The organism is Rhodococcus sp. P-2, assembly GCF_016598535.1.
Taxonomy (GTDB): domain Bacteria; phylum Actinomycetota; class Actinomycetes; order Mycobacteriales; family Mycobacteriaceae; genus Rhodococcus_F; species Rhodococcus_F baikonurensis.
On record NZ_CP066779.1, the window covers coordinates 2,351,275 to 2,363,664 of the forward strand.

The following is a 12,390-nucleotide window of genomic DNA, read 5'->3' on the forward strand; positions in this document are numbered from 1 at the left end:
AATGTCCTCAGATCGGTGCGGGCTCGGGCACAGCAGTGCGTTGTGAGGTGGCGGCAGGCTTCTCTGACTTCTTCTTCCGATCGCGCCTGGTGATGCCAGGCGAAACGACTCGCGCAGTCAGTGCGCCGATTCCGAGATCGAAAACCAGCGCAATCAGCGATACCAGTACGGCTCCGGCCGCCATCTGGCCGTAGTCGCTCTGAGCTTTTCCGTCGATCAACAACCGGCCTAGCCCGCCCAACGAAATGTAAGCGGCCACAGTCGCGGTGGAGACGATCTGAAGAACGGCACTTCTGATGCCGGACAACATGAGTGGCAGGGCACATGGAATCTCGACCTCGGTCAAGATCCGCATCGATCGAAATCCCATCCCCCGCGCGGCGTCGACTGCAGCCTGATCGACCGCTCGAACTCCGGCATACGTGTTGGTGAGAATGGGAGGGATCGCGAGAAGCACCAGGACGATGAGGCTGGGGATCAGATACGCGAGTTTGTTCGGGAATGACGGCGCGATAATGAGAACCAGTAGGATCAGCAGACCGATGGTCGGCAGCGCTCGTAGCGAGTTGGCCAGTCCAGCAACAACAACGGAGCCTCGGCCCGTGTGTCCGATGTAGAGACCGAGCGGGATCGCGATAACCGCAGCCACCGCCAGCGCGGCGAAGGTGTACATCAAGTGCTGAACGAGAAGGGTGGGGATACCGTCCGGCCCGGTCCAGTGGGATCCGTCGAGTAGGTAGTTGATCATGATGTGGTCACTTTCGGGGTCCACGGCGTCAACAGCCGATTCGCCAACATGATGAGGAGATCAAGAATCAACGCCAGCACCAGACACAGAGCGATACCTGCGATGATGGGAGTGTAGAAACGCAACTGAAATCCCTGGGTGAACAACGAACCTATCTGCGGAATACCCAGGAGTGCGCCGAGTGAGACAAGACTGACATTCGAGACGACTGCGACGCGCAAACCCGCACAGATCACCGGAACTCCCACTGGCAACTGCACTTTCAACAGCGTCTGATACGGCCGGTAACCCATCGCCGTCGCTGCCAGAACTGTCTCCGGCGGAACCGAATCGAGCGCATCGGCCACTACCCGCACGAGCAGAGCAACGGTGTACACGGTGAGCGCAACGATGATGTTCATCGGGTCCAGAATCTTGGTACCCAGAATCGGAGGCAGGAGCACGAACAGCGCGAGCGAAGGGATCGTGTAGAGCAATCCGGCCGTGCCCACCACGTAGGGATGCAACCGACGACTGCGATAGGCAACCCAGCCGATCGGCAACGCGACCACCAAGCCGATCACCAAGGGAATCAACGACAGCAGAACATGCCATCCCACCAGGTCCATGATCCGGTCGGACTGACGTCCGAGCCATTCGAAGTTCATCGGAGTGCCCTCCCCGCGTCAGCCAGATCGGCGGCCTCGATGGCTTCCACCGCGGCGTGCGCGGTGACGGTTCCCACCAGGCGTCCGGCGTCGTCCACGACGACGCCACGCTTGCTCGGCGCTGACAGCGCCGCATCCAGCAGAGCGCGCATCGTCCCTGTGGAATCAGCAAGTGTTCCACTGAGATTCAAGTCGTCCGGGCGGATACAATCCGTGAGCGCGTCCGGCTTCACCCATCCGAGCGGCTTGTTCGCGGGATCCACTACCAACAGCCACGTATCGCCGGTGAGTGCGCGGGCCGCCGCAGCGGAATCGCCCAGATGGGCAACGGGTTCTGACACTGTCGGTAACTCGCCGTCCAATGTGGTGAACCCCAACGATCGGTACCCACGGTCACGTCCGACGAAGTCGGCAACGAATTCGTCAGCAGGTTGAGTCAGCAATTCGAGAGGCGTCGCCGCCTGCGCAAGAATGCCGCCGGTACGCAGTACCACCACTTGATCCCCGAGTTTCAGCGCTTCGTCGATGTCGTGAGTGACGATGATGATCGTCTTTCCGATTTCCTTCTGCAGGCGGAGAAACTCGTCTTGCAGCTGGCCGCGAACGACCGGATCAACGGCGCTGAACGGTTCGTCCATCAGCATGAATGACGGATCCGCGGCCAGCGCTCGCGCGACACCGACTCGTTGCTGCTGTCCTCCGGAGAGCTGCCACGGATAGCGGTCGGCGAAGTTGCTCGTCAGACCAACAGTTTCGAGCAGTTCCATAGCGCGAGCACGAGATTCCTTTTTACTCGCGCCGAGCAATCGAGGCATCGTCGCAATGTTGTCGACGATGGTGCGATGGGGAAAGAGACCCGCGTGCTGGATCACGTACCCGATGCGTCGACGCAAGAGAGCCGGATCCATTCCCGCTGCGGACTCACCGTCGAGCGAAATCGTGCCTGACGTCGGTTCGATCAGCCTGTTGATCATGCGGAGTGAGGTCGTCTTGCCGCAGCCGGAAGGACCCACCAAGGCGGTGATCTTTCCCGTCGGGCACTCCAGATCGAGAGCATCGACGGCAATGGTTCCGTCTGGATACGCCTTGGTGACCTTGTCGAATTTGATCATTTACGAACTACTTTCGTGTCGACCTGAGTCCGGACGCACCCAGGAGAAATGGTCGAGTTCCGTTCGAGCACACACCTACTTGTGATTCGGTCCACCTGCTTACTGGTCGAGCGGTTGAGAAAGAAAGTTCACGGCGGCACTCAGATCTGCACTGAGTGGCCGGTCTTCGGTCCTCGCGTCCAGCACCAAACGCGCACGCGCGAGGTACGCACCGAGCTCGGTCGCCGGATCCAGCTCACGCTGTTGTTGCGAGAGTGCGCGAACCGCCGAGATCAGTTCGCACGCGAGCACCAATCGAGATTGGGTAAGAATGTCCGCCAATTGAGTTGCAGCTTGGGATGCGAAACTTGCGTGATCCTCGGTGCCGCGCGAAATTACCGTGTGGCCCAACGACCCCGGTGCCGCCGACGAGCGGATCTCGGCGATGGCAGCAGAAGTCGTGTATTCGAGAAGCATGGTTCCACTGCTGCCGTCCGGACCGTCTGCGAGAAACGCACGGAGGCCGGTGACTGCAGGGTCGGAGAGGTTGGCGAGCCGGCATTGCGAGAGCAGGGCAGCACTGGCGACCGCCAACTTCGCCTCGTCAACTGCAAGAGCGATTGGCATCGCATGGAAATTTCCGTTGTGGAACACCATGTCGTCTTCGACCGACACCAGCGGATTCTCGGAAGACGAATTCATCTCGATACTCAGCGTGTTCTGCAGTCGATGCACCGCTTGCCAGGTGGCACCCAAGATTTGCGGTAGGGCGCGAAACCCGAACGAGTCCTGAACTCTCACGGGTGTGATGTCGTGTGGGGCCAGCAGATCGCGAACCCGCTCGGCGACCTCCGCTTGACCGAAGTGCATTCTTGCCGACTGTACTTGTGCAGCAAACGGTTCGACCGAACTACGCGACGCAAGCACGGAAAGAACACTGACGACCAAGCAGTGCTGAAGCCACCGCGCGACGTCGATACTGGTGTCGCCGGCGATCGCCACCGTCATCGCATTGGTGGAAATGAACGGAAGTGCATCACCGTGGTGCGGAATCCAACTGACTCCGGTGCGTCCGTCGCGAAGCGGGCTCTCACCGATCAGCCCCATGGCGATTTCGGAGAACGCACTCAGGTCACCCGTTCCGATCGCACCGCGTGCGTGCACTGTCGGCAGGTTCTGCGAAGCAACAGCAGCGACCAGACCGTCGATGATGTCGGGATGCATGCCTGAGCCACCGTTGAGAATTTGATTGGTGCGGATGACGATCGCGGCGCGCACCACCCGGTCCGGGAGCCTGGGGCCCGATCCCGTCGCGTGACTTCTCAGAAGCCTCAGATCCTGCTGCACACCGTCGGAGACGGCCGTTTCACGATTCCCGCCTACCCCCGTCGTGCGCCCGTACACCGCTTGACGGGAGGAAACCCGAACCGCGGTCTCCCATGACCGCCGTGTGAGCTCGAGCGCCGCGGCGGCAGGTCGAATCACGGCCGGCTCTCGCGCAATTTCGTTCACCCGGTGAACCGACAACCCTTTCCCGTCGAGCACGACACTGTCGTCTTCCGTCCGGTCTTCCGCAGGAAGACGTTCAGTCATCAGAACTCCATCGATCGAAGGACTCGGCCATCACGACCGGTGTGCATCACATGATCCATGCAATGTGCCCTGGGTCACTTTTAATGAATGTATATTCCTGTATATACAGCCACCTGTCAATAGGGACACCGCAGCTCATCCGCGTGCGCACACCTTGCGTCACCCCAGTACGAGTGAGCAACTGAACACGAATGATCGCTATTCGAGGACGGGTGTCGCCGATCTCCGACGCGCCTCCAGCGCATCGAGAATGAGATCGAGACCGTAGGCGAACTCACTCGTGTGGTCGTAAGCCGGACTCAGACCGTGATCGACGATCATCTCGTGAAGGAAGGGCAACTCTTCAGCCGGAAGGTGCTCGAGGATGCCACTCGCAACTTCTTCGACGTCGCCGGGGGCGCTGATCGGTAGATTTGCCTCCTGGAGAACATATCCGCCGATGTAGCTGTCGATCAGCGAGGCTCCATGGGCGGCCATCGGCAGCGTGAACCCCGCCTTCCGGAGAACTCCCAGCACAGCGTCGAGATGACGCAAAGTCGCCGAGCCAGGGTTGCGTCGCGAATCCAGCAGACCGAGAGCCCAACGGTGCTGCGACAGGACTGCGCGAGCGGAGAAGGCGCGTCCACGGATTGCATCTCGCCAATCCGCACACTCGCTGTCGGGTAGATCGATCGTCTCGAAGACCGCATCGACGACGCCGTCGAGAATCGCATCTTTGTTGGGCACGTGGTGGTAGAGCGACATTGCTTCGATGCCCAATTCCTGAGCCACTCGTCGCATCGTGACGGCCTCGACACCGCCTGCGTCGGCAACGCGGATTGCACCCTCGATCACGCGAGTTCTGTTCAGCGACTGTCGCGGTTGCCGTGCCACTCAGACTCCCTCCGAGGAACGAATACGTTGACAACCTTACAGATGTAAGTCACCCTTACAGGTGTAAGTCAGCCTTACGCTCGTAAGGCGCTCGCGAAAGGAGATCACGATGCCGTTGCCGAGATGGTGGGGACACGTCAACAAGCGAGTGTTCAACCCGCGAGCGATCTCGAGCGGGAAGTGGCCGGTACTGACACACGTCGGACGCACATCCGGGACGACCTATCAGACGCCTCTCGACGCCTATCCGGTCGACGGCGGCTACGTCTTCATCCTGGTGTACGGATCAGGCTCGGACTGGGTGCAGAACGTCTTGAAAGCGGGGAGCGCTCGACTGTCGGTCGACGAGACGGAGGTGAGCCTCGGCGCCCCGCGCCTCGCCGCGAAAGACGAAGCATTTCAAGCACTTTCCTCAGACGTGTCCCAACCCCCGAGGATGCTCCGCATCACCGAGCATCTCCGGATGGATCTGATCACGGCTTGAACCTGCTCGTCACGCGAGGACCTCGCGCACGGCGGACCTGACTTCGTCCATGCTGCAACCGGATTCGATCAGTTCTGTACCCGTATGCACGAGCGAGTTGATCAACTTCGCGGTGAGCTTGGGGTCCGACACACCGCGGAGACGGAGTGCCTCGACCAGTGGAAGCACAAGACTGTCGTGCATTTCCATGATCCGCGAATCTCGAAACGTTTGCGGGGTCAGCGTCGCCAGCGCTCCGACTATCGCATGCTCCCCGTCGGCAACCAATTGCAAATTTGCTTCGACGTACGCCCATACCGGATCGTCGGCGCCTGCCATCGCCTCGACGATCTTGTCGTTCCAGCGCGGGAACATGTCTTCGACGACAGCGCTGAGGAGATCCTCTCGGGACCGGAAATAGTGGTAGGCACTCGACCTGGCGAGCCCGGCCTTCGCTGCAACCTCACCGAGCCCCGGCGGCCGGTCCGGGGTCTCGGACAGAAGAGCGTGTGCAGCGTCGAGGAGAGAACGGCGCTGAGCAGCGCGATGCTCGGCCACAGTGGGGGCATCGATCCTCGGCACCGAATCTCCTCCAGTCCTCTTGCGGGCTTACTCGCTCTGACGCAATCGACCGTCAACCATTTCGAGGATGCGGTCGCAGTGCCCGAGCACGTCGTGATCGTGGGTCACCATGATCGTAGCGACGCCTGCTTCATGAGTTTCGCGCGAGAGCAGTTCAACCACTTCGTGGCTGCGCTTGCGGTCGAGAGCAGCCGTCGGCTCGTCGACGAGCAGGAGCGAGGGGTTACTCATCAGTGCCCGAGCGATACCCACACGTTGACGTTCGCCTCCGGAGAGCTGCCCGGGCCGGCGATCGGCACGGTGACTCATACCGACCGAGTCGAGCAGTTCATCGGCGGCGCGTCCGGGCCGCCCCGTAATCTTGGCAACCAGCCGAAGCTGATCACGCGCCGTCAACGCCGGAATAAGGTTTCCGGATTGAAAGACGAATCCGATCTTGTCTCGCCGGAGTTCGGCCAGGGCACGGGCCGGCATGGCCGTGACGTCGGCGCCGTCTATGACGACCGACCCACTCGAGGTACGCGCGAGGCCGCCTGCGACAGCGAGCAAGCTCGACTTGCCAGCGCCCGACGGCCCGACGATCGCGACGAGTTCCCCGCGCCGGACGTCGAGATTCACGTCGTCGAGGGCGAGCACGGTGGAGTCACCGTCACCGAAACGAAGACAGACCGCGGCCAATGTCAATCCGGTAGTGGTCTTTTCGACTGTGGTCATCGGTTTTCTCCCAACGCGGTGAGCGGGTTGACACGGGTGATGCGGACGATGGCAACGGCTGCGCCCATCAGCCCGAGTACCGCCAAGAGCGCCGCGCCGTTGACGATCGGACCGGACTCGAGAGCGAACGGCATTCCTCCACCTTCGAGTCCCGAGCCGAGACCCAACCCGAGTAGGACGCCAACACCGATGGAGCCGAGCAGCACCACCAATGCCTGCGCCAATCCGTCGCGGAGCAGGAAACCGGTGGAAGCACCCATCGCACGCAACACTGCGAGTTCACGACCGCGCTGAACAGTCCAGATACTGAAGAATGCGCCGACAACCAGCGCGGAGATCGCGTACAGAAACGCCTTGATCATCGACATCGTCATCATTTCCGCGGAGAAACCCGGCGACGAGTCGAAAGAGTCCTCGAGCGTCTTGGCAGACGTTCCCGCCGCCGCATCTCCCGATGCGAGGTCCGGCAACGCATCGCCCTTGCCTCGGATTGCCACAACACTTGCCTCGGAATACGCACTGGCGTTGACAGTTTCGCCGATCTTGGCGCCGGCGTGTACCTCCTGCCAGGTATGCAAGGGCAGGTAGGCGACGTCGACGTGTCCGAAAGTGCGTTTGTCTTCGGTGAATCCGACCACTGTCAGCTCGGTGCCGAGTCGGTCGAGTATCACGGTGTCACCGATCGAGACACCGTCGTCACGGAAGGTGGAGCTGACGATGATGTCGGTGTCAGCGAGCAAAGCCCTCCCCTCGGCAGGGACGGGTTCGAGGAACGAGCCCGGTTCGATGCCGAAAAGAGTGAGATCGACGGGAGTGCCACTGCGAGTTTTCGCATTGACGATCATGTTTCCGAACAGTTCGGCGTCTTGGACATCCGGTTGCGCGCGCCATGCCTGCGCCTGCTCTTCGGTGACGACCGACCGTGAAAACGCAGAGTCCGCCTTCGTGTCCGGAGCGAAGGCGAATGCCTGGATCGGTGTCCGCTGCAACGCGGAGACACCATCGTTGACCAGGCCGGACGAGAGCCCGGACAGGATCACCATCAGGATCGCGATGAGGGCAACCACGGCACCCATCAAGAGGAATCGATTTCGCGCAAACCACAGTTCACGCAGGGCGAGGAACATTCGGGAAGCTCCAAAGTCGTCGATGCGAGTCACGCCGACTTTTATCGACGCCTTGTCGAAATCATATCGACAAGGCGTCGAAAAGCTATGTGAGGTACATAACTACGACTTGTAGTAGGCAACCGAAGCAGTGAGTGCCGAATCAACCCACAATGCCCACTGGTCGATCTCCCACAATCGAGATTCGGTCCATCACACGTCTCGCCGGGAAGTAGTCGCTGGCTGCATAGTGCTGGCACGTTCGGTTGTCCCAGAAGGCAACGGTATTCGGCTCCCACTTGAGACGGACCTGAAACTCCGGACGGTTGACGTGCCGGTAGAGCATCGTGAGAAGCTCGTTCGACTCCTCTTCGGATACCCCCAAGATTTTCTGCGTGAAGGTCATGTTGACGAACAACACCCGCCTGCCGCTTTCAGGAATGACCCGCACCACGGGGTGCTGCACAGCAGGAAACTCAGGCCGCAGCATCTCGACGGCATCGGCCGGCATCGACCTCCCGAAAGAATTGATCCAATCATGTTCAGCAACAAGAGGATCGATTCGCCTCTTGACGTCTTCCGGAAGCAGATCGTAGGCAGCAGCGGTGTCAGCCCACAATGTGTCACCACCCACCTCTGGCACCTCGACTGCACGAAGCACAGCAGCAAACGATGGAAACTCGTGCCACGTCACGTCGTTGTGCCAGTTGTTCTCGACGCCGCCGACCATCCCATCCTTGGCCAGCGTCGTGACATCGACGTCCGTCTGCCCGGGCTGCGTGTACTTGAAGAACGGATGCTGTTCCAGATCGCCCCAACGCTCGGCAAATGCTCGATGTTCCGCTCGGTCGAGGTCCTGATCCCGAAAGAAGAGGACTTTCCATTCGAGGAGAGCTCGGCGGAGCTCCGCAATCACGGCATCGGACAGGCCCCCGCCGAGTCGAATACCGGAGATTTCCGCTCCGATCGTCGGCGCGACCGCCTTGACTGCAAAGTGTTCGTACGGCGCCGGAACTACCGACTCGGGATTCCGGCGAGCAACGAGTGGACCGTAGGCAGCAAGCGGATCGGTGGGAATCGGAAAGATTGTTGCCGCAGGAATAAGGGTAGCCATCAGGGCACTTCCTCGGAATCGACAATGTCGTAACGGACGGTACCCACGTTAAGGTTTCATCCTTAATGTGTCAACGGTCACGTTCCCCGGTCGAACCTTGACCCTGACGCCGCGTCAGGGTTGGAGAATGGTTTCCACAGACGGAATCCGATTCGATCACGGGAGGGCAAGGCGATGATGACCATCGGCGAGCTGGCCAAATTGGCCGGCACCACCGTCAGATCCGTGCGCTACTACCACTCGAACGGCCTTCTCGAAGAACCACAACGCCAACCGAACGGCTACCGCATGTACCGCGCGGTGGACCTGGCACGACTGAGCCGCATCCGCCGCCTGCGCGATCTGGGGATTCCTGTCGCCAAGATCGCCGAGCTCCTCGACGGCGACGCTCACGACACCCGGTCCGCACTCGATGCCCTCGACAAGGACTTGGCAACAAAGGCCGAACAGATCGCTGTTCAGCGTGCTCACATCGAGTCGCTACGCCGAAACGCCGACCCTGAACTACCCGATGCATTTTCGGAAGTGCTCGCACAGTATGTCGTTGCCGGTGCGCCGACAGCGTGGATCGACAACGAGCGCGAACTTCTGATCCTCGCACTCACGGTCTCCGGGGGTGATCCCGAGGTCTGCGATTCACTCCTGTCCGCACATCGCCGGGTATTGGCTGAGCCGAACCGCGAGCAGGCCATCGAACTGATAGCTCGCATGTATGCCCTCGCCGACGCACCGGCGGACGCGGATACAATTGCGGCCCTAGCCATTCAGTTCTGCGACTTCACCGAGAGCGTGCTACCCGAACAGGCTGCACCGGAGAACGCTTCCCCAACTCGACTGGTAGCGGTACTGCGCGAACACCAAGCGGATCGACGAACCGTCACCCAGGAAAGATTCGCCAAGGCCGTGGCTGCGGAGTTCTCCGCCCGCCAATCCCGACCCTGAACCCCGACACCGAATCCCCACATCAGAAGTGGGGCGATCAATGCTGCCCGAAGAGGGCTCGACGCAAGGACACGACAATGACTGGATCCATCATGCCCAGATCACGCATGCCTCGACCACGAAAATGGCTGGCTTCCACCGTCGCTGCGGCCGCACTCGCTGTGCCCGCATTGGCGGCGTGCTCGGAACCTTCTGCCCCGCAGACAGCTCCACAACCCGATCTCAGCGCGTTCTACGATCAGACTGTCGAATGGGGGCCGTGCGCCGCCGATACCGCGACATCCACGGCAAGTGACTGCGCCATGGTCACAGTACCTTTGGACTATTCCGCCGCTGACGGCAAGACGATCGAAGTGGCGATCTCGCGGGTTGCCTCCACCGACCCCGCGCAGCGACGCGGGATCCTGCTCACCAACCCCGGCGGCCCGGGCGGCCGAGGTCTGGGCTTGCCCGAGATTCTGAATGCGGGCATGACACCGGAAGTCGCAGCGGCATACGACGTCATCGGTATGGACACCCGAGGACTCGGCAAGAGCACGCCGATCGACTGCGGCGTCGAGCAGATGACATGGATGCGTTCACCCGGTACCACGGATGAGGGGTGGAACGAGAGTGTTGCGCTCGCACGCGAGGCCGCCGACAAATGCTGGGACAAGTACCCGGACTATCTGCCGCACATCAATACTCAGAACATCGCCCGCGATCTCGACGTGATTCGCGGTGCTCTCGACCAGGAAAAAGCGTCGTACTTCGGGTGGTCGTACGGCACATATCTGGGTGCAACCTATGCTCAAATGTTCCCCGACCGGATCGACCGTGTAGTTCTCGACAGTGCACCGGACCCGAAGAAATACGGATACGAAATGTTCCAGGACATGGGCCCGGCCAACGAGAAGGCTATCGACGGTTTCTCGCGGTGGGCAGCAGAACACAACTCCACCTATGCACTCGGATCGACGCCCGCCGAGGTTCGAGCCCTCATCGAGAAGCTGATCTCGGACGCTGCCACCACTCCGATTCGTATCGGTGACTACGTCGTAGACGATCACGTCCTTCCATTCCTGATGTACGTCAACGGAACCGGCGACACCGAGACAGAGAGCGAGGCATTCGCTCAGGTATTGGTTCAGTTGCGCGATCTCGCCGCCGGCAAGACCGTCGAGAACATCCATCCCCAGCTGACGGGACTGATGCAGGCGTGGTTCCAGACCGAGTTGGGAACCGGCCCTGACTATGCCGGAACAATCGCCATTGTCTGCGGAGACGTGTCGATGCCGAGCGATCCCCAGTGGTACCGCGACAAGTTGGAGGAGCACCGCACTGATCAGCCGATCTTTGCCGGCACTCACAACACGATCATGCCGTGTGCATTCTGGCGCAGTGAGGCCCCGACGCGGATCGACATCGACAACAACGTTCCGACATTGCAGATTCAGGCAACCGGTGACACCCGCACGACGTACGACGAAGGACTCGGCATGCATGAAGCGATGAAAGGCTCACGGCTCGTGACAGTTCCAGGCCGTACTCATGCGGTGTTCCCCGGTTACGCGAATACTTGCGCAAACGCCGCCGTCAACTCGTACCTGCTCGACGGCACACTGCCGGAAGAGGACGTGGTGTGCGAGTCGTGACGGTATCCGGTGATCCCGTCGCCGGAAGACCTGCGTGATCTGATGCGCGATTGCCCCTCGACAATCGCGCATCAGGCAGACAGAATAGTTCGGTGAGTCCCATTCATCGGGCCGACGGCGAGATTTCGGCAATTGGTCGTTCCACCGAGATCCTGAAGACTTTTCGTGACAGCTCAGGCGTTCTCAGCGCAGCAGCGCTGGTTCGCCGAACAGGCATGGCGAAAACAACGGTGTACCGAATGGTCGACGATCTCGTCCGAGTCGGGTTGCTCGAACGGCAAGGAACCAACTACCGCCTCGGCCTGCTCTTGTTCGAGATCGGTGAATCCGTTCCACGGCAGCGAAACCTCCGCGAAGCAGCGCGCCGACACCTCTCGGCACTGCGTGAAGCAACCGGACACAATGTGGGCCTCGCGGTGTTGGACGGTTTCGACGTGGTTTACCTGGATGTCTTCCGCGGAGACGACGGACCACGCCTTCCGCAACAGATCGGCGGTCGATGGCCTGCACACGCAAGTTGTTCCGGCAAAGCAGTATTGGCCTTCACAGACTCTTCGGACTTCGCGATGCCCACTCTACTCGAAGCACACACCGAGAACACCATCACCGATCCCGAACTCTTCCGCCGAGAGCTGGACCGTGTTCGCAAGCGTGGTGTCGCCTTCGACCGCCAGGAAGCATTTCCCCGGATCGTCGGCGCCGCAGCACCAATATTCGGCCCCGACGAAGACGTCCTCGGCGCTATCTCCATTTCCGGCATGGCCGGCCGAATCAATCTGACCCGTATCGACGCGGCGGTGCGGACGACGGCAATCGCCATCTCACGCGATCTCTCGAGCGCCCAGTCCGTCGTCCGCCCTGTCCTACAACGACGTTGACGCCG

The 12,390-nt window shown here is 60.8% G+C and carries 13 protein-coding genes; 4 read left to right on the forward strand and 9 right to left on the reverse strand.

All coding sequences use genetic code 11. The annotated features are described in order from the left end of the window. Positions 1-7 precede the first annotated feature (7 nt). The 5 genes from I7X09_RS11135 to I7X09_RS11155 all read right to left on the reverse strand — a co-directional run bounded on the left by I7X09_RS11135 (position 8) and on the right by I7X09_RS11155 (position 4,952). Entirely contained in the window at positions 8-748 is a 741-nt protein-coding gene (locus I7X09_RS11135) for an ABC transporter permease (RefSeq protein ID WP_095968436.1), read from the reverse strand. Beyond that, positions 745-1,395, reverse strand: a complete 651-nt coding sequence (locus I7X09_RS11140) for an ABC transporter permease (RefSeq protein ID WP_003940005.1) — start codon at positions 1,393-1,395, stop codon at positions 745-747. Before I7X09_RS11140 ends, I7X09_RS11135 begins: the two co-directional genes overlap by 4 nt. After that, on the reverse strand, positions 1,392-2,507 hold the full coding sequence (locus I7X09_RS11145; RefSeq protein ID WP_095968435.1) for an ABC transporter ATP-binding protein: 1,116 nt from the start codon (positions 2,505-2,507) through the stop codon (positions 1,392-1,394). Before I7X09_RS11145 ends, I7X09_RS11140 begins: the two co-directional genes overlap by 4 nt. Before the next feature lie 99 nt (positions 2,508-2,606). Beyond that, positions 2,607-4,079: an aromatic amino acid ammonia-lyase gene (locus I7X09_RS11150; RefSeq protein WP_200316802.1), complete on the reverse strand. Its 1,473-nt coding sequence runs from the start codon at positions 4,077-4,079 to the stop codon at positions 2,607-2,609. Between the two features lie 198 nt (positions 4,080-4,277). Further along, positions 4,278-4,952 carry a TetR/AcrR family transcriptional regulator gene (locus I7X09_RS11155; protein ID WP_124569601.1) on the reverse strand — a complete coding sequence of 225 codons (675 nt, stop codon included), beginning with the start codon at positions 4,950-4,952 and terminating at the stop codon, positions 4,278-4,280. A gap of 109 nt (positions 4,953-5,061) precedes the next feature. Here I7X09_RS11155 and I7X09_RS11160 point away from each other — a divergent pair, with 109 nt between their 5' ends. After that, complete coding sequence (locus I7X09_RS11160; protein ID WP_200316810.1) at positions 5,062-5,436, forward strand: nitroreductase family deazaflavin-dependent oxidoreductase; 375 nt, start codon at positions 5,062-5,064, stop codon at positions 5,434-5,436. Between the two features lie 9 nt (positions 5,437-5,445). On the opposite strand, the gene I7X09_RS11165 is transcribed toward I7X09_RS11160, so the two are convergent. The 4 genes from I7X09_RS11165 to I7X09_RS11180 all read right to left on the reverse strand — a co-directional run bounded on the left by I7X09_RS11165 (position 5,446) and on the right by I7X09_RS11180 (position 8,931). Continuing rightward, positions 5,446-5,997, reverse strand: a complete 552-nt coding sequence (locus I7X09_RS11165; protein WP_124569599.1) for a TetR/AcrR family transcriptional regulator — start codon at positions 5,995-5,997, stop codon at positions 5,446-5,448. Positions 5,998-6,024: 27 nt separating this feature from the next. After that, the gene (locus I7X09_RS11170) at positions 6,025-6,711 is read right to left on the reverse strand and encodes an ABC transporter ATP-binding protein (RefSeq protein WP_200316811.1); all 687 of its coding nucleotides are present in this window, start codon (positions 6,709-6,711) and stop codon (positions 6,025-6,027) included. Then, positions 6,708-7,838: an ABC transporter permease gene (locus I7X09_RS11175; RefSeq protein WP_200316812.1), complete on the reverse strand. Its 1,131-nt coding sequence runs from the start codon at positions 7,836-7,838 to the stop codon at positions 6,708-6,710. The genes I7X09_RS11170 and I7X09_RS11175 overlap by 4 nt, the downstream gene beginning before the upstream one ends. Before the next feature lie 142 nt (positions 7,839-7,980). Continuing rightward, positions 7,981-8,931, reverse strand: coding sequence for a TauD/TfdA dioxygenase family protein (locus I7X09_RS11180; RefSeq protein ID WP_200316816.1), 951 nt, complete (start codon positions 8,929-8,931; stop codon positions 7,981-7,983). Positions 8,932-9,105: 174 nt separating this feature from the next. On the opposite strand from I7X09_RS11180, the gene I7X09_RS11185 reads away from it, so the two are divergent. The 3 genes from I7X09_RS11185 to I7X09_RS11195 all read left to right on the forward strand — a co-directional run bounded on the left by I7X09_RS11185 (position 9,106) and on the right by I7X09_RS11195 (position 12,385). Continuing rightward, positions 9,106-9,873, forward strand: a complete 768-nt coding sequence (locus tag I7X09_RS11185; RefSeq protein WP_200316818.1) for a MerR family transcriptional regulator — start codon at positions 9,106-9,108, stop codon at positions 9,871-9,873. 77 nt (positions 9,874-9,950) lie between these two features. After that, a complete protein-coding gene (locus I7X09_RS11190; protein ID WP_200316820.1) occupies positions 9,951-11,507 on the forward strand; it encodes an alpha/beta fold hydrolase in 1,557 nt (518 codons plus the stop codon). 92 nt (positions 11,508-11,599) lie between these two features. Continuing rightward, positions 11,600-12,385 (forward strand): IclR family transcriptional regulator, encoded by a 786-nt coding sequence (locus I7X09_RS11195; RefSeq protein ID WP_095968426.1) that lies wholly within the window; start codon positions 11,600-11,602, stop codon positions 12,383-12,385. Positions 12,386-12,390: the final 5 nt, after the last annotated feature.

Coding starts and splice junctions, on each gene's coding strand:
- I7X09_RS11145 (WP_095968435.1), bottom strand. CDS start 2,507: ATGATCAAATTCGACAAGGTCACCAAGGCGTATCCAGACGGAACCATT.
- I7X09_RS11190 (WP_200316820.1), top strand. CDS start 9,951: ATGACTGGATCCATCATGCCCAGATCACGCATGCCTCGACCACGAAAA.
- I7X09_RS11140 (WP_003940005.1), bottom strand. CDS start 1,395: ATGAACTTCGAATGGCTCGGACGTCAGTCCGACCGGATCATGGACCTG.
- I7X09_RS11150 (WP_200316802.1), bottom strand. CDS start 4,079: ATGACTGAACGTCTTCCTGCGGAAGACCGGACGGAAGACGACAGTGTC.
- I7X09_RS11160 (WP_200316810.1), top strand. CDS start 5,062: ATGCCGTTGCCGAGATGGTGGGGACACGTCAACAAGCGAGTGTTCAAC.
- I7X09_RS11135 (WP_095968436.1), bottom strand. CDS start 748: ATGATCAACTACCTACTCGACGGATCCCACTGGACCGGGCCGGACGGT.
- I7X09_RS11170 (WP_200316811.1), bottom strand. CDS start 6,711: ATGACCACAGTCGAAAAGACCACTACCGGATTGACATTGGCCGCGGTC.
- I7X09_RS11180 (WP_200316816.1), bottom strand. CDS start 8,931: ATGGCTACCCTTATTCCTGCGGCAACAATCTTTCCGATTCCCACCGAT.
- I7X09_RS11175 (WP_200316812.1), bottom strand. CDS start 7,838: ATGTTCCTCGCCCTGCGTGAACTGTGGTTTGCGCGAAATCGATTCCTC.
- I7X09_RS11185 (WP_200316818.1), top strand. CDS start 9,106: ATGATGACCATCGGCGAGCTGGCCAAATTGGCCGGCACCACCGTCAGA.